Origin of the sequence: Orenia metallireducens (assembly GCF_001693735.1) — a bacterium.
GTDB classification, from domain to species: domain Bacteria; phylum Bacillota; class Halanaerobiia; order Halobacteroidales; family Halobacteroidaceae; genus Orenia; species Orenia metallireducens.
The window spans coordinates 236,018-255,059 of the sequence record NZ_LWDV01000006.1; the positions used below are offsets into that span (position 1 = coordinate 236,018).

At 30.7% G+C, this 19,042-nt stretch carries 15 protein-coding genes and 1 riboswitch; of the genes, 1 reads left to right on the forward strand and 14 read right to left on the reverse strand.

The window, feature by feature from the left end:
- Positions 1-248 precede the first annotated feature (248 nt).
- A complete protein-coding gene (locus U472_RS02425) occupies positions 249-2,546 on the reverse strand; it encodes an alpha-amylase family glycosyl hydrolase (protein WP_068715156.1) in 2,298 nt (765 codons plus the stop codon).
- A 545-nt stretch (positions 2,547-3,091) separates the two neighbouring features.
- Between U472_RS02425 and U472_RS16685 the strand changes: the two genes are divergently transcribed.
- Entirely contained in the window at positions 3,092-3,265 is a 174-nt protein-coding gene (locus U472_RS16685; RefSeq protein WP_172431882.1) for a hypothetical protein, read from the forward strand.
- A gap of 19 nt (positions 3,266-3,284) precedes the next feature.
- Here the strand turns inward: U472_RS16685 and U472_RS02430 are convergent, their stop codons facing one another.
- From U472_RS02430 to U472_RS02490, 13 genes are all read right to left on the reverse strand, one after another.
- Positions 3,285-3,734, reverse strand: coding sequence for a hypothetical protein (locus U472_RS02430; RefSeq protein WP_068715158.1), 450 nt, complete (start codon positions 3,732-3,734; stop codon positions 3,285-3,287).
- Between the two features lie 93 nt (positions 3,735-3,827).
- Positions 3,828-4,979 (reverse strand): LysM peptidoglycan-binding domain-containing protein, encoded by a 1,152-nt coding sequence (locus tag U472_RS02435; RefSeq protein ID WP_068715160.1) that lies wholly within the window; start codon positions 4,977-4,979, stop codon positions 3,828-3,830.
- A 369-nt stretch (positions 4,980-5,348) separates the two neighbouring features.
- The gene (locus U472_RS02440; protein ID WP_068715162.1) at positions 5,349-5,648 is read right to left on the reverse strand and encodes a DUF2103 domain-containing protein; all 300 of its coding nucleotides are present in this window, start codon (positions 5,646-5,648) and stop codon (positions 5,349-5,351) included.
- Between the two features lie 336 nt (positions 5,649-5,984).
- On the reverse strand, positions 5,985-6,179 hold the full coding sequence (locus tag U472_RS02445) for a DUF350 domain-containing protein (RefSeq protein WP_068715164.1): 195 nt from the start codon (positions 6,177-6,179) through the stop codon (positions 5,985-5,987).
- Positions 6,180-6,373: 194 nt separating this feature from the next.
- The gene (gene pepF / locus U472_RS02450; protein WP_068715166.1) at positions 6,374-8,200 is read right to left on the reverse strand and encodes an oligoendopeptidase F; all 1,827 of its coding nucleotides are present in this window, start codon (positions 8,198-8,200) and stop codon (positions 6,374-6,376) included.
- A 251-nt stretch (positions 8,201-8,451) separates the two neighbouring features.
- Entirely contained in the window at positions 8,452-8,691 is a 240-nt protein-coding gene (locus tag U472_RS02455) for a DUF5698 domain-containing protein (protein ID WP_068715168.1), read from the reverse strand.
- Positions 8,692-8,956: 265 nt separating this feature from the next.
- Positions 8,957-9,874 (reverse strand): homoserine O-acetyltransferase MetA, encoded by a 918-nt coding sequence (gene metA / locus U472_RS02460; protein ID WP_068715170.1) that lies wholly within the window; start codon positions 9,872-9,874, stop codon positions 8,957-8,959.
- A gap of 70 nt (positions 9,875-9,944) precedes the next feature.
- A riboswitch (SAM riboswitch) is annotated at positions 9,945-10,052 on the reverse strand.
- 567 nt (positions 10,053-10,619) lie between these two features.
- A complete protein-coding gene (locus tag U472_RS02465; RefSeq protein WP_245684722.1) occupies positions 10,620-11,747 on the reverse strand; it encodes a GGDEF domain-containing protein in 1,128 nt (375 codons plus the stop codon).
- Positions 11,748-11,953: 206 nt separating this feature from the next.
- Entirely contained in the window at positions 11,954-13,114 is a 1,161-nt protein-coding gene (locus U472_RS02470; protein WP_068715171.1) for a YibE/F family protein, read from the reverse strand.
- Between the two features lie 166 nt (positions 13,115-13,280).
- A complete protein-coding gene (locus U472_RS02475) occupies positions 13,281-14,762 on the reverse strand; it encodes an alkaline phosphatase (RefSeq protein WP_245684723.1) in 1,482 nt (493 codons plus the stop codon).
- Positions 14,763-15,040: 278 nt separating this feature from the next.
- Positions 15,041-16,276 carry an EAL domain-containing protein gene (locus U472_RS02480; protein ID WP_068715175.1) on the reverse strand — a complete coding sequence of 412 codons (1,236 nt, stop codon included), beginning with the start codon at positions 16,274-16,276 and terminating at the stop codon, positions 15,041-15,043.
- A gap of 372 nt (positions 16,277-16,648) precedes the next feature.
- Positions 16,649-18,382, reverse strand: a complete 1,734-nt coding sequence (locus tag U472_RS02485; protein WP_068715317.1) for a bifunctional diguanylate cyclase/phosphodiesterase — start codon at positions 18,380-18,382, stop codon at positions 16,649-16,651.
- A gap of 232 nt (positions 18,383-18,614) precedes the next feature.
- Positions 18,615-19,037: an HPr family phosphocarrier protein gene (locus U472_RS02490; RefSeq protein WP_068715177.1), complete on the reverse strand. Its 423-nt coding sequence runs from the start codon at positions 19,035-19,037 to the stop codon at positions 18,615-18,617.
- Between the last annotated feature and the right edge of the window lie 5 nt (positions 19,038-19,042).

Below are 19,042 nucleotides of genomic sequence, written 5' to 3' on the forward strand. Positions count from 1 at the left end.
ATATTTTAATTTGTCTAATTATTATATAGCTTTTCACCATCTTAACTGAAAAATCCTTTATTCATAGCAAGATTAATGCTATCCTACTATCTATTTTAACAACTATTGCTCTTAAATGACAATAAAAGAATATAAGAGAGCAAAATTGCTCTCTTATATTTGTAACTATTTCATTATATAATATTTACTTATTTACTTCAAAGAATTTAATTAATTTTAGTCAATTCATATTCCCAAACATCTAGATATTAATGCCCTAAAATTACTCCTGACAACTCTGGTATTCTTAATTTTAATCTTCCATCTATAAGATTATAATCTCTATCATTTAATAGATCTACTAATCCCTTCTGATTAGCCAAGTTGTACTTACTTAAATCTAACTCTACCTCTACTTCCTGCTCTTTAGAGTTTAAAATAACAAGCAGCTCTTCTTGACTATAGCTTTTAATATAAGCCCAAATCCCCCTTTTATCATCAACAAGCAAATCCTCTCTCTTACCTAAACTTAAGGATAGATGATTCTTTCTGATATTGCATAATCTTTGATAAAAGCTATACAACTCTTTATCCTGCTCTTCTCCCCATAACATAAAGTTGCGGGAATAATCATAGACAATTGCTCCTGTATTATCATCTCGACAATCATTTTCTTGTGATAACCCTACCTCTGTACCATAATAGATAAACTGAGTTCCTGCTAAAGTGAACTGGCAGGTTGCTGCTAATTTTAGTCTTCTCTTATCATCTGCTGCTTCCCATAAGAAACGAACCATATCATGATTATCTAAAAATCTACATAAGATAAATTCGTCTTCATAAAAATTGTCTAAATAATCTAAATCATCTTTAAAATCTGATACACTCTTACTACCATAAATAAATAACTCTCTAAAGCTCCACACCAAAGAGAAATCAAAGCAACCATCCAACTCGCCAGCAAATCTATTTGTAATCCCAGGACCTTCCCAGACTTCACCAAAGACATAGACATCAGGTTTAACCTGTTTAATAGCTATTCTTAATTCAGTCCAGAAATCATGGGATAAACCATAGGCATAATCCATTCTTAAACCATCAAAATCATAGATTTCTAGCCACTTTAATAAATGTTCATAAATAGTATAATGCCTAGCTTCAGGATAGTCATTATTGATATGAGGCAGTTCTTTTAATCCAAAAAAGCCATCATATTGGTTAGGCCAATCAGTAAATTTAAACCAATTATAATACTCACTCTCTTTATCTTGTTGTGCCTCCTTAAAGAAAGGATGTTGATTAGAACAATGATTTGGTACAAAATCTAAAATAATCTTTAAGCCCTTCTTATGAGCTGAATCAATCAATTCCTTTAATAAGTTAGTATCACCAAAATGCTTATCAATTCCCAAGAAATCTGTAATATGATAGCCATGATAATACAAGCCTTCATAGATTGGAGATAGCCAAATAGCCGTTACACCTAAATCCTTAATATAGTCCAACTTATCAATTATTCCTTGCAAATCACCACCTTGATAACTAAAAGGATCAAGGCCTAAATCATAATTATTGCTTGGATCACCATCGTAAAAGCGATCAATAATAATATGGTAGACTATCGCTTCTTTAGCCCATTGAGGAGTCTGATAATCCTGCACTAAATAAGAAAAGTTACTTGCTTTTGCTAATTTATCTTTATTGTCCGCAAAATAGGATATCCCTTCATGGCTATTATAACCTTCAATGATATATCTGACCCTTGTACCATCCTCCTGAGCACTAATCTTAGCTTCCCACCAATCAACCATCTGTTCCTTAGCTGAATCTACTTCTGTATATCTTCTCTCTAACTCCAGCTGAATTCCATTAATCACCTTACCTCTTTCACCTTCTGGTAAAGTACCATCCGTAGTATAATATATATACATCTTATCTACTAACTTCCTCTTACTGCTAACTCTAATAGAGACCTCATCATCTTTAGTTACTAAATTAGGATAATAATTATGATTATGAAATAATTTACTATTAAAGACTGTTTTCTCACTGATATCAATAAAAGCCCTCATATTATAAATATGATATGGACTCTTTCTTCTACTCTTATCCCATAATGAAATTGAAGAAATTAAATTATTTAAGGACTCCTCTTTCAACTTAGGAGAAATCTCTTGGTTTCTAATATAATCCTTCAATTCATCTTTACTAGGAATCTGCGATAACTCCTGCTCAGTATGAGTATTGTAAACTCTAGTTTCTAAGCCATTTGTCATTACTAATATAGGAGCAGGAGGTGAAAGTAAACGAGAATAAGATAACATCTTCCTCTTTACTCCTTCATTCAATTCTTCATTTCCAGCTCTAACAGAAACAACTAAACCAGGTAAACCATTAACTCTAACAAGTACTTCCGCATTGACATAAACCTTCCGTCTACCTTTTTCTAATAATAACTTTGCATCAGATTCTATATCTGAGATTTGATAACCTAGTTTATATAACTTGGGTAATAAATATCTCTCTTTGACTCCTTTTCTATACTTTAATCTTATAGTCTTATTCATCTAAATCACCCTTTATTAAATATTTTACCCTAAAACTTATATCCAAAAGCAAAAACCCCGATTAATTATTAAAAAATTTTTTAATAATTAACCGGGGTTCTTTCTAAAAAGATTGCCCTCAAATTTTTATTTAATATAATTATATAATTTATTATCAATTATATCAATGTTTTACTATAAAAAATTTTAAAAGTAAATTTTTTATAATAAATTATAGTCATTCAATCTTAAATTACGGTTCATAAGGAGCATAAGAATTAAGCTTATTTAGCCATAGATAAAATCTAGATAGGAAATACAAAAAATATTATTTAAAAATATATTGAATTAATTTTTCAAGATTTGTGAGAATTGACGTCAAAATAGAGTTTTAAATTTGAAAATTTTATCTATATTAGTAACAACAACTTAGATTTAAAGATAGAATTAAATAACTAATTAATATTAACTACTACTAACTATTTTTACTAACATCTTTAACCTAGCTTTAACAAATACTATAAGTAAGCCTGAATAAATACCTAATATCAAGGAGGATAGCTGATATGCTAGACTATACAAATCTAACTGGACTAAAGAAAATAGTAACAGATTTAGAACGAATTCAAACCCATGACGTCAGAAATGTTAGGTATATTAAAGAAGATGAGTTAGACGGTGTTATCAATCTTTTACAAGCCATTATCAATACCAAAGAATTTAATAAAAAAATTAGATAGCCTTTTAGGCTACCTATCATTAATAATAAAAACTAACAAGAATTAAAGCATTAAAAGCATAGGCAAATTCAAGTAAACCTAAACAAAATTGTAATCTCTGCTGCTTAAGATAATCTCTTCTATTAAATTTAATTCTCTTCTCAAAATCCTGTACAGAATTTATAGTTACTTTTTTACTTAATCTAATTATAGTCAATATAATTAGAGTATAGCTAAAAAGATTAATTAAAGGGTAATTAGAGAAGATAAAAATATTTGCCAGATAGTATAAGACCAATAGAATATATAGTAGTGCACTACTAAACTTCATCATCACAAAAGGATTCTTACTTTGACTGATTAGCTTTAGTTGAAATTTTATTTCTTGATATTCAGCAATATAATGTTCAAAACTCTTCTCATTAGCTTTTAATTTAGCAATGATAATTACTATGTAAATTATTGATAAAAATCCTATGTATTCTTTCATTAATAGTCCTCCCTAAACTAAATTCCGAGGGCTGGCTTAAACCCTCGGAACATTTTTACATCTACTAATTTTTAAATATATTTATAAAAGTAATTAATAAGTCAAAGGGTCTTTAGCAGGGTCATAATTTTCATAATTATTACCTTCTAATAAAATATCATTACTGTTATTCTTCTCACTATCTTTATCTAAATTAGACTTTAACTCTTCTAGTTCTTTCATTAGTTCATTATATTTTGCTTCTATTTCATTAATTTTTTGATCTTGTGTTTTAATCTCTTTTGCTTGTGCTGTAACCTTCTGTTGATAATCTTGAATCTCTATTCCCTCCATAAATATCTCATAATCCTCTGGGTAAGGAACATGTGATTTTTCACTGGTCAGTTGATATGCCCTAAAGACCAACCTAGTAATATCTTCTTTGCGCTCCTTATTGGCTTGATAAGAGATATTAGATATATAATAGAAATAAGCTGGATAATTAACAGCATAACTACTACGCTTAGGAACATATATCTTTTCATTTGGATAAATTAAATCAGGGTTTTCAATATGTTTATTCATCTTTAATAATAAATCTAAAGGAACATTGTACTCCTTGGCTAAGTAATATAAGTTATCTCCTTTTTCAGCATTCACTACAAAGATATTATTAAAGGAATCTACCCCCAAAGTTAAATCTAGATAATCCTTAACTCTCTCGCCTAAAAGTCCATTCTCTAATATACTTAATTTCTCTTCTGGAATCATCTTACCCTTTTTAATAGTATTAAGCCACTCTGGGTTATAATCCCATCTATTATTGATAAAATCAATCTCCATGTTTAATGGTGGAAGATTGGCTAATAAATAATTTGCCAATCCAATCAGTGTATCCACCTTCCTTTTAGCAGATAACTCATAATCATTGGTTTTGTTCTTCAACTTCTTTTTAAGCTCTTTATCTTTAAAAGAGACTGCTTTCTCACCACTTGCAAAAACCTTCTGTAACTGTACATCTCTATCTATCTCCGCAGCCAATAAAATCGTCTTCAAATAAAGAGATTTTGCTAAATATTCAGAGTAAGATAAATCTTCCAAAATAATCTCATCAAAATATTGGTCAGCCTCTGCCCAGTCTTGATTTTCAAAGGACATTAATCCTTCCTTATACTTTTCAAAAGGCAACTCACTAGCAAAGATAATTGAACTACTAAAGAAAATAGATATTACTAAACAAATTACCACTCCATACTTATTCTTCACAAAAAAGCCTCCTCCCTCTTATATACCTATAAAAGTTCTTCCACTAACTCTGTGGAAATATCTATATTTAGATAATTTAATTTACATAAGTCTAAATTAAATCTTAGTTTAAAATTAGTCTCATAAACTTTAAGACTTAACAATTTATTGTCACTAAAAGCCCACTACTATGATTTAATAATCTTTATAACTTCTACTAAGATTGTCTTATATATCTCTATTCTACATAATAATTGTATTTCCTTTAAAATCATTCAATTTGATTTCTTAAAATTAATTGGTTTTACTACATAATTATGTATTTGATAATAAACAAATAAATAGTGGTATTACTGCCTCTGTGCACCCAATTCAGTAATACCACCAATCCTACTTTACAAATTTTATCTCTTTAATTAATTTCATAGCTTGATCTACATCATCAGTCACTACAAAAACTTCTTGAATAGATGAACTATTTTTAGCCAAAATTTTGATTCCACTAGGAGTAGGATATTTCAACTTTAGATGCGGGGGAATTCCACTACCACCACGACGATTAATCCTACCTGGAATTATACTCTTAATTATATCTAATTCTGCTACTTTCTCTAATAAAGGCAGAATATCCTCTATAATAGTATGTTCTTGTTTAATCTTATTGGTCCTATACTTGTTATCTTTTCCCATCTTCCCCACCTTTCCTTGATTTTTGTATAATTATAGCCAAATTTAAACATATATAATATGTCTATATTATATAATAAAACCTTTAATTATCCAAATTATTTGTTAATAGTGGGGATCAATTATTATAAAATTTTATAAGATAAAAGATAATAAGGATAATAGTTTAGCTTATCATATAAGCAATATCTATCTCCAAGTTATCTCTTAAAATAAGACATAACTGTAAATCAAAAAGACGTCAAAATTGACGTCTTTTTCAGTATAATCTCTTACTATATTTTCTAGCATATAACGAATATATTTACTTAGAACAATTATGTACTTCTTATTCAGAGATTAAATTATTGATGCTGCTACTATAATAGCCACTGCAATAAATATTCCTGAAACTACTATCCCAGCTGCAGTATTACCTTTTTGGATTTCATCATCCAACTTAAAAGGAGTCGCAATATCAAAGATTTTGTAACCTAGTAGGCATAGAACAATACCTAAAAATGAGTATAATACTGTTGATAAGATTGGGTTCATAGTGTTACCTCCTTTCTCTTTAATAATTATATATCTTTTTATTTAATTTAATAGAATAATTCCTACTATCAAGTCACCTATTAACTTCTTTAAAACTATAATAAATACCTTCTTTTGGACAAATTTAGTATATAAAAGAAAGACGCCCTTAGATAGGACGTCTATGAAGCTCATCTTCAATTCTTTATCATTTACTACACATTGCTTGATACTAAAACTAACTCTTTCATCTCTTCAACCAATTGCTCAAAGACCTTTAAGGCCTTCTCAATAGGCTCAGGTGTGGTCATATCTACCCCTGCTTGCTTTAATAGTTCAATTGGGTAATCTGAGCTTCCACCCTTTAAGAAGGTCAGATATTTATCTACAGCACTCTGTCCTTCCTCCAATATCTTTTGGGATAAGGTTATTGCAGCAGAGAAACCAGTAGCATATTGGTATACATAGAAGTTATAATAGAAATGGGGAATTCGTGCCCATTCGATATTAATCTCATCATCTATTACAATATTTTGACCATAATATTTCTGATTTAAATCATGATACTCTTTTGCCAATAACTCTGGAGTTAAGGCTTGCCCTTGTTCGGATAAATCATGAATAGACTTCTCAAACTCTGCAAACATCGTCTGGCGATAGACAGTTCCTCTAAACTGTTCTAAATGATAATTTAAGATATACTTTCTTTTCTCTTCATCCTCAGTTGTCTTTAAGAGATACTGCATCAATAAGGCTTCATTTACTGTAGAAGCAACCTCAGCTACAAAGATACTATAATCGGCATAGAGGTAAGGCTGAGTCTGATTAGAATAATAAGAATGCATAGCATGACCTAGCTCATGAGCTAAGGTAAATAGATTATCGATACTATCGGTATAATTCATCAAGATATATGGATGAGCATCGTAGCAAGATGCTGAGTAAGCACCACTTCTCTTTCCTTTATTCTCATAAACATCAATCCAACTACTCTCAAAGGCCTCTTTAATAACTTTCAAATACTCTTCTCCTAAAGGAGCTAAGGCTTCTAAGATAATATCTTGAGCCTCCTCATAAGTAACCTTCATCTCTACATCCTTAATGATTGGAGTATACAAATCATACATATGTAGCTCATCAAGCTCTAAGGCAGCTTGGCGCAAGTTAATATAATTATACATAGAATCTAAATGCTTACTGACTGTGTCGATCAAGTTAGTATATACCTCTACAGGAATCTTATTTCCAGCTAGTGAGGCTTCTAAAGCATTCTCATAATTACGAACTTTTCTATAAAAAATGTTCTTCTTAACATTAGAGCTTAAGGTCATAGAGAGGGTATTCTCTAACTCCTGATAAGAACTATAATATGCTTTAAAGGCATCACGACGGATATGGCGATTCTTATCCTTTAGTAAATCAATATAGCGACCATGGGTGACCTCAATCTCCTCACCATCCTCACCCTTGATAGTAGGAAAAGCAATATCGGCATTATTGATCATCCCAAAGATATTGCTAGGCCCTTGAGTAACCTCACCAGCTAATGCTATAATTTTCTCCTCTTGGGGGCTAAGATAATGTGCCTTTTGACGCATAATATCATCTAGATAATGCTTATATAACTTTAACTCTTTCTTCTCCGCTAGATAAGAATCCAATTTATCGATAGGAATTTGAATAATCTCTGGTACCATAAAGGAGATAATACTAGCAAAATTACTATATAAGACTTGAATCCTTGCCTTCATTCCTTGATACTTATTATTTGTAGTATCCTCGTCATTCTTTCTAGCAGCATAACTATATAGCTTCTCTAGTACTCTATTTAATTCCATACTTAGATTTAATCCTGCTAATAAGGTATCAGCAGATTCACCTAACTTTCCTTTATACTCCTCCATCTCAGATACTCTATCCTTTATCTGATTAAATTCCTCCTCCCAACTTTCATCATTTTCATATAGCTGACTTAAATCCCACTTATATTCTTCTGCTATCTCTTCTCTAGTCTTTAACTTCTTTGCTTGATTCTCTTCCATCTAAATTCCTCCTTAAATATTCAGATATTAATTAGTGCTCTCAGATATGGCTTCTTGTTATATTTTACCTAATTCCCATTAGAAATATCAAGGCTTTATTTAAAGCTTACTCTTAATATTATAGAAATAACCACCTTTTACCTTCTGCAAAGCTTGGAAAGCTAAAAAAGATCATATTTGCTTTCATTAATTACCCCTTCTAACTCCTTTTTTTCTGTTTTCTTTATTGTAGCCTTAATAATCTTTTTACTCTACCGCTCCTCAATAGTCAAGCCTATAATGGTTCCACAAGAAAACCTACCAGCATAAGCAATGATATTAATAAAGTGCCCTATATCTTGTAAAACCTTGCTGACTATCAGAATATATATTAATATCTCAAAAAAGCCAATAAATGCTGCTAAATACTTTCTTCTACTTACAACTATCTGTACCCGTAAAGTTCCTAAAGCTATGTCAAAGGCTCTGGCTAAAAAATTGCCAGAGTCCATAATATTATTTTAACCATTATACATCTCCTTTATTGTATTATAAAATAAAAGTATTCATTCAATCTTTGAAACTAAAGATAGAGATTTAGATAGTAACAGATGATAAGTAACAGAAAAGATGTTTACTCATTACCTGTCACCGCTTACTAAAGTGTTATAATATATCCATTATACACTAAGTATTAATTATCTATCTCAAAAGCTCCCTTTAAATTATATTAATACCCATAATAGAAAAGAGATAAAACCAAAGGCTTTATCTCTTTTAACTTATTTCATTTAAATTATATGGTGTCTGTTGATATACATAATAATTTAGCCAATTTGAGAATAGGAGATGAGCATGAGCTCTCCAATTAACTACTGGTTTTTGAGATGGATCATCATTGAAGTAATAGTTCTTAGGAATATCAATCTCCAACCCTTTATTTACATCTCTCTCATACTCCCACTTTAAAGTATCTTTATCATATTCTGAATGCCCTGTAACAAATATCTGCTTTCCATCCTTACTGGCTACCAGATAAATCCCAGCCTCCTTTGATTCGGCTAAAATTTCAAGTTCATCAACCTTCTCAATATCCTCTTTTCTAACCTCAGTATGGCGTGATTGTGGGACCACAAAATCATTATCAAAACCACGTAATAACTTAACATTTTTCTTATTAATAGTATGATGGAATACACCAAATAACTTCTGATTAAGGGGATACTTAGGAATACCATAATGGTAATAAAGCCCTGCTTGTGAAGCCCAACAGATATGAAAGGTTGATGTTACATGATGAAGGCTCCACTCCATAATCTCTTGCAACTCCTCCCAATAATCGACCTCTTCAAAAGGCATCTGCTCTACTGGTGCTCCAGTAATGATTAATCCATCAAAATTTTCATCTTTTATCTCATCAAATGTTTTATAAAAGGTACTTAAATGCTCCTCAGAAGTATTTTTCGCATCATGACTTTTAGGATGTAATAAAACAATATCTACTTGTAATGGGCTATTACCCAATAATCGTAATAATTGAGTTTCAGTAACCTCTTTTATAGGCATTAAATTCAATATCACAATCTTTAAGGCACGAATATCCTGATGATAAGCCCTACTCTCCTTCATCACAAAGATATTCTCCTGTTCTAAAATCTCTGCTGCTGGTAAATTATCTGGAATATTAATCGGCATCTCTACTCACTCCTCTTAATTCTTATAATAAAAAATTCTCTTCTTAATAAGAAGAGAATTGAATTTACTCCTCTTATCTCTCAACATCACATGGATATTGCTGGAATTAGCACCTTCCTTTTAAAAAGGGGGTTGCTGGGTTTCATCGGGCCAGTCCCTCCACCACTCTGGATAAGAATTATTTTCTTTTTCTACAATAGTAACATATATTATCAGCTGTGTCAATTCTTTATTAATCAGCTTATTGTATTCCATAATTAAATTTCTCAAATATTTTATTAGACTTTAAGGATAATTATTACTATAGATAGTCATCTTATTTTAGAGTAAAATTTAAAAGTATCATTACCAATAGATAATACACACTTTTTGAATTTACAATTGACTTTGTATTGGGCTGTATTTGCCACGCAGTGGTTGCTTTATAACCCTGAAGGTAAAACTCAACTCGTAGGTTTGGTTACTTTTGTGGCAATGAGCTTTGAAAGAAGCGGTATTTCTTCCTCAATGATGCCTTTGGGTACAAAAGTAACACGAGAACACCCTAAAAGAAGTGCCCTTGGGGTGAAAGCTGCTAAGCTTTCCCGTAATAATTTTTTAATAAATCTATTTGTTTACTTTCTAAAGTAAAAGTGTTGCAATATCCCCACTAACTCTCACCTTATAACCAATATAATCATCAGTGATTAATAACAAACAAAAAAGATAGCTTAATGCTATCTAAAAGGTTATAATTAATCTTATTTTAATTTCTGCGTAATTCACGTTGATAATTACTACCATCCATCTTCTTAACACGCTTCTTAACTTCGGCAGCAATATCACTTACCTTCAAATGACTATTTATCTCTCTGTCTTTATTACTAACAATAGCTATCGAGATACTTACTAGAGGAGTCTTGCAGATATTACCTTGTCTATCCTTTGTCATGATATATCCCTGTTGCCTATCCTCTTCATTGAAAAATTTCTTAATTTCTAGGTCAAATATATCAATTATACTCTGACTAATTAACGCATCTTTTTCAGGAATAGTAACTATTACAAAATCATCTCCACCAATATGCCCTACAAAATCACCTTCATCTCCAACATGTATCACCACTTCTTTTAATAACTCTGCTGTATAGCTAATAACTTGATCACCTTTTTTATAGCCATAATAATCATTATAAGCTTTAAAATTATCTAAATCTATATAAAGAACTGAAAAGATCTTATTCTTTAAAATCCTTTCTGTAACCTCTCTTTCAATCATTATATTTCCAGGTAGATTTGTTAAGGGATTCAAATTTTTAGCATGCTCAATCTTTAATTTAGAAAATTTGTCTAACAAATTTTTGATAGATACTACACCTAGGTATTTATCATCTTTAGTTACTATTATACAGTCATATATGTTATCAATATCTCTACTCATAGCCTGAGTAGATACCTCTTCAATAGGAGTGTTGGCATCTACTATCAATGGATTTTTATCCATGATTAATTTAACTGATCTATCGATAAATATCGAGTACCCATAACGGGTTCCTAGTCTAGAAAAGATTTTATTCTTCATCAATAGACCTACTGGTTTGTCATCATCTAAAACTACTATTTCCTGCAAACAACCATAGTCCTCAAACATTTCAATTGCTTTATTTGTTTTAGTATCTAAACTTACTGTTAACTCTCTTTTGATCAACTCTCCAATAACAACTCCAACTAAAGATTTACTCTTTGCTCTACTAACCTTAGATAGGTGATGGTCATTATCTAATTCACTCATTAAGCTATCCTGATTAGGTTGAATAGGATTTCTCATCTTTTTCACTTCTATTACTCCCTTAACATTTGCCAACATATGATTTATTTTAGATATAGTATTCAAAAATTGCTCCCTCCTATATCAATAATCTTTTTCAGTAAGATTTTTTATCCATAACTCCACCCTTTATTTCTTCCTAAAAGATAAGCTTAACTAATGTAATTTTTCTAATAAATGGAATATTTCTAAGTTACATAATAACAAATAAATATTAACATAGAATTACAATTAAATTAATACTTTGTTAATAAAATTAAAATAGATATTTTTTAATCAGAAACTTCTACATTTTTTACCATTTCTATCTCTTTTTCTTTATCAAATATTGCTCTGATATCGATAGAATATGTCCAACCAGCAAAAAAGGCTGTAATAGGTGCCACCAATACCAGACCAATACTCCCTGTTAATGTCCGTAATATCTCTGCAGATACCATCTTAAAATTCAACATTCTACTAAAAGTTGAGTTTTTAGTCATAAATAACATTAGTAAGGTAAGGTATCCTCCAGAATAGGCCAAAAGTAAAGTAGTCGTCATAGTCCCAATTACTGCTCTTCCAACATTAAAACCCGATTGAATTAACTCTCCCCTCTCAATATCAGGTCTCTTTAACTTTATCTCTTCCATAGAAGCTGCGATATCCATCGCAATATCCATTGCAGCTCCTGAAGCACCGATTACTATAGCAGCATAAAAAATATCCTTCATATCCAAGTCCAGATGACCACTAAATAATAAGGTCTCTGCAAAGGGTGAAGTCATCCCCATCAACTCTAAACGATTACCAAAAAAGACTGTGATTCCTATAGTAATAGCCAACCCTGATATTGTTCCAACAAAAGCAGCTAATCCTTTTCTATTAAAACCAGCTACTGCAAAGATAATAATAGCAGATAATAATAGTAAAATTACTGAGGATAATAATAGAGGATTTTTACCCTCTAATAATCCTGGAATCAGGAAGTTCCAAATCAAATATAGACTTGCTATAAAAGAGAATAATGCTTTAACCCCTGTATAACCAGCATACAAGATTAATAATAATACAAAAAAACCAAAAAGTAATAATTCCCAATTTTGTCGATAGAGATCTATAGCCTTGGCACTGATTATTTGATTGTTTTTTTCTAAGAGAGCAACTACTATCTTATCACCCTCTTTATAATAATTATCTATATCTAGCTTGCCAAGTAAATTATTTGATGCTGATATCTTTTCTCCTTTATATCTACCTTCTAAGATTTTAACCTGCAAGGATTGAAAGCCAATCTTTGAGATACCAGCTTGAATCATATCACTATTATCAGTATCTAAAACAATAGCCTTAACCTCTAAATTTCCCCATTCATCTTTAGAGTGTATATTAATAAATAATCCCATTATCATTAGAATTATTGCTAATATCACCATTACTTTAACTTTTCTCATCCAAACCACCCCAGATAAATTTATAGTCTTTTTCAAATTATAAATAGTCGGGATTTAATCCCGACTATTTATTTTAATAATAGATTATAATCTCTTTATATTTTAATTACTAATCATTTATATTTAATTTCTTCTTATTTAAATTTAGACTTAGATAAAACATTTATTATCTTGCTAATTCAACTTCCATTACTTTTGCCATCGTTTTAGCAATTTCAGTATTATCTTTATATCCCCCAAAGTTATCTGCTCCAACACCTACAGCAGATAAAGGAATTGAAGTGGCAGAGTGAGCATAAGTAGTCCATTGTAAGTTTGCTCTCTCTGATAGAACATGAGTTGTAGCAATTGCTACTGGATCATAACCACCATATTCTCTAGCAGAAGCTTTATGCCCTTTATCTACCATATCCATAGCCTTTACAATCTCTGCCTTCTCTTGAACAGTTAGATTGCTCAACCCTAAATTTTTATCAATATAACTAAAGAATTCATCTCTATTACCATTATACTTACCTTCTCCATAATTCAATACATCTGCAGTAGATACTTTAACAGCAGCTAACTTATCTACATTTAAGAAGTAATTCTTAGCAAAACCTAGACCAACACCACCAGTTTCATGATCTCCTACTACCACAATCAAAGTCTCTTTTGGATGAGCTTGATAAAACTTATAAGCCTTACTGATAGCTCTATCAAAGGCTAAAGTATCATGTAACATACCAGCAGGATCATTGGCATGTGCTGCATGATCAATTCTTCCGCCTTCAATCATCATAAAGAATCCATTATCATACTTAGACAATACATCAACACCCTTTTCAGTCATTTCAGCCAAACTTGGCAGTTTATTAACATCTCTATCGATCTCATAAGGTAGATGACTATAAGTGAACAGAGCTACCACTTTTTCCTTTCCTTGTGGTGCAAAGCTTCTAAATTGAGTAGTATCTGCTTCTGAAATAAAGGTATTATACCCTTTGTTTTTAAATTCCTTAACTAAATCTCTATCATCTTTTCTCTTAGACTTTAATTCTCCACCTTTAGGTACAAAATATCTATAACCACCAGCTGCTAAGAACTCAACACCACTCTCTACGTATTGAGCAGCAATCTCATTCTCTTTATTACGATTATCAATATGAGTAGCAAAACTAGCTGGAGTAGCATGGGTTAATCTAGTAGTAGATACCAAACCAGTAGCCATTCCCTTCTCTTTAGCTACCTCAGCAAGAGTCTTAAGATTCGTTCCATCTGGCAATTGAGCAATTACTCCATTATTTGTCTTATATCCAGTAGCCAAAGCTGTTCCTGCTGCTGCAGAATCTGTTACCAATGAATCAGCAGAGTATGTAGTATTAATTCCTGCTACTGGGAATTGATCCATCAATAATTTAGCATTTTGGTCTTTACTTTGATACTTAAAATAATATTCAGCCAATTGTCGTTGAGCAGGTCCTAAACCATCACCTATAAAGTAGAATACATACTTAGGTGCTTTAACCTCTTCTATTTTTTTAACTTCATTTTTTGTCTCTACTGGCTTAGAACTCATAGCTTCTACTGCAATAGAGCTTAACCCTGATAGTAATACAATAGCAACTAAAACAAATAATAAACTTTTAGAGAATATACCTTTTTTCAAAATCTTTCTCCTCCTTATTATCTTATCTAAATTGTAGTATTAGAAAGTTATAATCAACTTCCTTATTTAAGTATTATTATCACATATCTATATTACAGTGATTTTGAAATAATATTAATATTCTGTTAACATCTTCTTAAATTGATAATTTTTATTAAACCACTATTTTTATTCTTATATAAATTTGTTCAAATTTATAAGTATGGTTAGCTGCTAAATAAACTTTTCATAATAAGAAGGATGGCTGCTATATAGCAGCCATCCTTCTTATTCAACCTTTATATCACTAATCTTTGAAACAATTCATTAAAATAGCTTGTATCTACTTTCTCTCTTGTATCTGAATTTAGGCAAAATTTTAAGAGCTCTTTAATAGAGACAGTCCCAAAGTAATTATCATCTTTAGTAATGATAATACAATCATATAAGTCTACTAAATCTCTTCTCATAGACTTATCGATTACCTCCTCAATAGTGGTATAATAATCAACCTTTAAGGGGTTCTGTTTTATAATCTCAAATATATCTCTATTCCTATCTAAATTATTATATAAAGCTCGATTTCTAGTTATTAAGCCAACTATGCTTTCATTGTCTAAAACCACTAAGCTCCCTAATCCTCTATCCTCTTCAAAAATATCTATTATCCGATTTATATCAGTTGAAATATCTATAGTAGTATTTCTTTTAGCAACCTTACCAATAGTATTTTGATCTACAAACCCCTTTTTCTCCTTATTCTTCCTTAAAATATAATCTACAATCTCTAAATTATAGCCAATCTTCTCCTGTGGTCTAGCAATCAGATATCCTTGTCCATAGTCAACTCCCATAGCCAAGAGAGTATCTAATTCAGCCATCGTCTCAATCCCTTCAGCAATAACCTTAGAATTAATTTTTCTAGAAAACCTCATAAATGTCTCCAGTAAAGCCTGTTTAATCGGTTCTTTATCAATATCTTGAATCAAAGAACGATCTAACTTAATATAATTATAAGAGATAGAGACTATAGATTGTAACCCTGAATACCCTGCTCCAGTATCATCTATAGCAATCTGATAGCCTTGTTGCTTATAATGATCTAAAGCCAACCTAAAGCTATTATAATCATCAATACAAGTCGTCTCTGTCAATTCAATTACTATATCCTCTTGAGAGATATGTATATTGTCTATAATCTCTTTAGTTATACCGCTCTTAAAATTATTATCATAAATTACCCCTGGATCAACATTGAGAAATAGTTTGCCCCCGCTAATTATAGTTTTACTATTCAATAAAGCTTTCTCTCGACAGACCTGCTCTAATGTAAAGAGCATATTATGCTTTCTAGCCAAGTTAAATAGTTTGTAAGGGCTTTCTAATTCACTACCTTCAGGCCCCCTACTTAAAGCTTCATAACCTAATATTTGACCATCTTTCAAATCAATTATAGGTTGGAAAAGAGTTCTTATACTCTTATTATCAATAACCTTCTTTAAATCCTCTAAGAGGATCTTATCTTTTATCTCCATACTCTTTCCTCCCAATTAATAATATCAGTTAATTTTGTAGAAACTTAACCATCCTTATTAATTATAGAATATCCTTAGATCATATATTTTTAACTCATTAATAAAATTAAAACTTTTACAAACACTTGACGATGCTAAATTTAATATCGTCAAGTAAAGAGAATAAAACTAATATTAATCATCGAAATTTGTCCAATAAATACTTTTTCAACACTATTATTCCATAGTATTGTTAATAGAATATAAAGAAAATGTTAATAATTAGTTAAAATTAATACAATTAACAATATTTTTTAATTAGGAGAGTTATATAATGTATTTAGCCTAATATTTTAACATAACTTTAAACTAATATCTAAGATCAAGCTAAAACTAGTCTCTTAATTTAATAAATCCACTTCCCTCTTCTTCTTGGGCAGAATCCTTTAATTCAAGGGCTATATCACTGATTTGACGATAATTTATAATGTCATTATTATGATTATTTATTATAGATATCGATATGGAGGTTAATGGATAATTGCAAATATCTCCATTTCTATCTTCAGTAACTAAACTTTTCTTAATTATATCTTCTTTACTAAAATACTTAAGAATCTCTTTATCAAAAGTTTTAATGATATCTTTACTAATCGCCTCATCTCTATCAGGAGTTGAGATAATTATAAAGTCATCTCCTCCAATATGACCTATAAAATCATCATTATTACCCAACTTTACCAGAGTATTCTTCAATAAATCAGCAGTGAATGCTAAAACTTCATCCCCTTTCTTATAACCATACTTATTATTATAGGGTTTGAAGTTATCCAAATCTATATATAGTACAGAGAATAATTCACCATTTGCTAAACGACTAGAGACTTCCTTTTCAATAGATAGATTCCCTGGTAAACCTGTTAAAGAATCTATTCCCCTAGCCTGTTCCATCTGAAGTTGAGCCAACCTATCTAATAATCTTCTAATAGAGGCTATACCTAAATATTGATTCTCCCTAATTACTATAACCTCATCATAAATATCTTCAATATTACGCCCCATTGCTAGCTGGGCTACCTGTTCAATAGATTCATTCTCATTAACAATTAAAGGACTTCCCTCTAGTATTGCGCTTACCTTCTCATCTATATATGTAGAGTAAGCATACTTTGTATCCATTTTAGAATAGAATTTATTCCTAGTTAATAAGCCAACAGGTTTCCTTTTAGATAAGATCACTATGTTTTGCAGATATCTCTTCTTCTCAAAGATATCAAATAGGTCACTTACTTTATCATCAATTTGGACAGTAACACCTTTACTGACTAGATGTCTTATCTGACTATAATTTCTCTCTCGATAAAATTCCCTCTTCTTTTCTAAGATATAATCTACAATCTCTAACCTATCGGCTATATCTTCATTTGGTCTAGCTATCAAATATCCTTGTCCATAATCGACTCCCAATTCAATTAAAGTCTTCAACTCTTCCTTACATTCAATCCCCTCAGCTATAACTTTAGCACCAATCTTTCTTGCAAAGTTTATCATAGACTCTAGTAAAGAGTACTTTACCATATCTTCATGAACATTTCTGACTAAAGATAAATCTAACTTAATATAGTTATATGATATCGAAACGATAGACTGTAGACCTGAATAACCTGCTCCAGCATCATCTATAGCCACCTTATAACCTTTAGCTTTACATCTTTGTAATGCTTCGCCAAATTTATTAAAATCACGGATGTGGGTCTTTTCGGTCAATTCTATAACTATATTTCCCTGAACAACATCTATATCTTTTATATTCCCATTATAAAAATCATAGATCATAGTGGGATCAACATTAATAAATAATTTGCAGTTCAAATCAAAATTTTTAAAGTTATCAAGCGATTTATCCCTACAAATCCTCTCTAAATCCTCTATCCTACCATATTCAAGAGCGGTGGTAAATAGACTGGGAGCACTTTCTAGCGGACTACCTTCGGGGCCTCTACTTAAAGCTTCATATCCTAATACTTCTCCATCTCTTAGACTAATAATTGGTTGAAATAAAGTTTGAATATCTTTACCTTCTATAATTTTATTTAACTCTTCCAATAATTTCCGTTTTTGCCCCATCTTTTTTCCTTCACCCCCATTAATTATATATGAATTTATATTATAAAAAATTCCCATATTCATTAAGCTAACTTTTACATCATACAAAATATAACAACACCAATTCAATTTACCATTATTTCTTATTATGCTTTATTCTAGATAGATATATCAAAACCTTCTTGGTCAAATAATTTTCTAAAAAAATGAGTTGGATTATATAATCCAACTCATTTTTTACTATCTTGAATTTTTAAATTATATCTTCTTCTACATCTATACCAATTGATTTCATAGTCTTTCTAACACCTTTTCCAATCATTGAAACAACCTCAGCAGGATTAGGTACAGTATATTTAGATATCTCATCTCCTAATTCTTGAGCTACTGCCTTCTTATCCTGTAAATGGCTCAATATTCTCAACTTATTTCCAATTAAGTCAGCAATTCTATCTACTGCTACTTTAGCATCATCACCCTTAGCTTGAATAATCAATTCTTCTCCATCTTTAACAGCTAAGCAGATTAATCCCAAGATACTCTTAGCATCTGCTTCCTGATTACCTTTGATTATCTTAATTTGAGAACTATACTTCTCTGCTTCTTCTACCAAAATAGATGCTGGTCTTGCATGGAGATTAAATTCATTGTGAAACCTTACCTTTCTCTCGACCATCTTTG

Excerpts from the sequence above, each read along its gene's own strand:
- U472_RS02430 (WP_068715158.1), bottom strand. The coding sequence starts at position 3,734 with ATGAAAGAATACATAGGATTTTTATCAATAATTTACATAGTAATTATC.
- U472_RS02455 (WP_068715168.1), bottom strand. The coding sequence starts at position 8,691 with ATGGACTCTGGCAATTTTTTAGCCAGAGCCTTTGACATAGCTTTAGGA.
- metA (WP_068715170.1), bottom strand. The coding sequence starts at position 9,874 with ATGCCGATTAATATTCCAGATAATTTACCAGCAGCAGAGATTTTAGAA.
- pepF (WP_068715166.1), bottom strand. The coding sequence starts at position 8,200 with ATGGAAGAGAATCAAGCAAAGAAGTTAAAGACTAGAGAAGAGATAGCA.
- U472_RS02445 (WP_068715164.1), bottom strand. The coding sequence starts at position 6,179 with ATGAACCCAATCTTATCAACAGTATTATACTCATTTTTAGGTATTGTT.
- U472_RS02490 (WP_068715177.1), bottom strand. The coding sequence starts at position 19,037 with ATGGTCGAGAGAAAGGTAAGGTTTCACAATGAATTTAATCTCCATGCA.
- U472_RS02480 (WP_068715175.1), bottom strand. The coding sequence starts at position 16,276 with ATGGAGATAAAAGATAAGATCCTCTTAGAGGATTTAAAGAAGGTTATT.
- U472_RS02485 (WP_068715317.1), bottom strand. The coding sequence starts at position 18,382 with ATGGGGCAAAAACGGAAATTATTGGAAGAGTTAAATAAAATTATAGAA.
- U472_RS02440 (WP_068715162.1), bottom strand. The coding sequence starts at position 5,648 with ATGGGAAAAGATAACAAGTATAGGACCAATAAGATTAAACAAGAACAT.
- U472_RS16685 (WP_172431882.1), top strand. The coding sequence starts at position 3,092 with ATGCTAGACTATACAAATCTAACTGGACTAAAGAAAATAGTAACAGAT.
- U472_RS02425 (WP_068715156.1), bottom strand. The coding sequence starts at position 2,546 with ATGAATAAGACTATAAGATTAAAGTATAGAAAAGGAGTCAAAGAGAGA.
- U472_RS02470 (WP_068715171.1), bottom strand. The coding sequence starts at position 13,114 with ATGAGAAAAGTTAAAGTAATGGTGATATTAGCAATAATTCTAATGATA.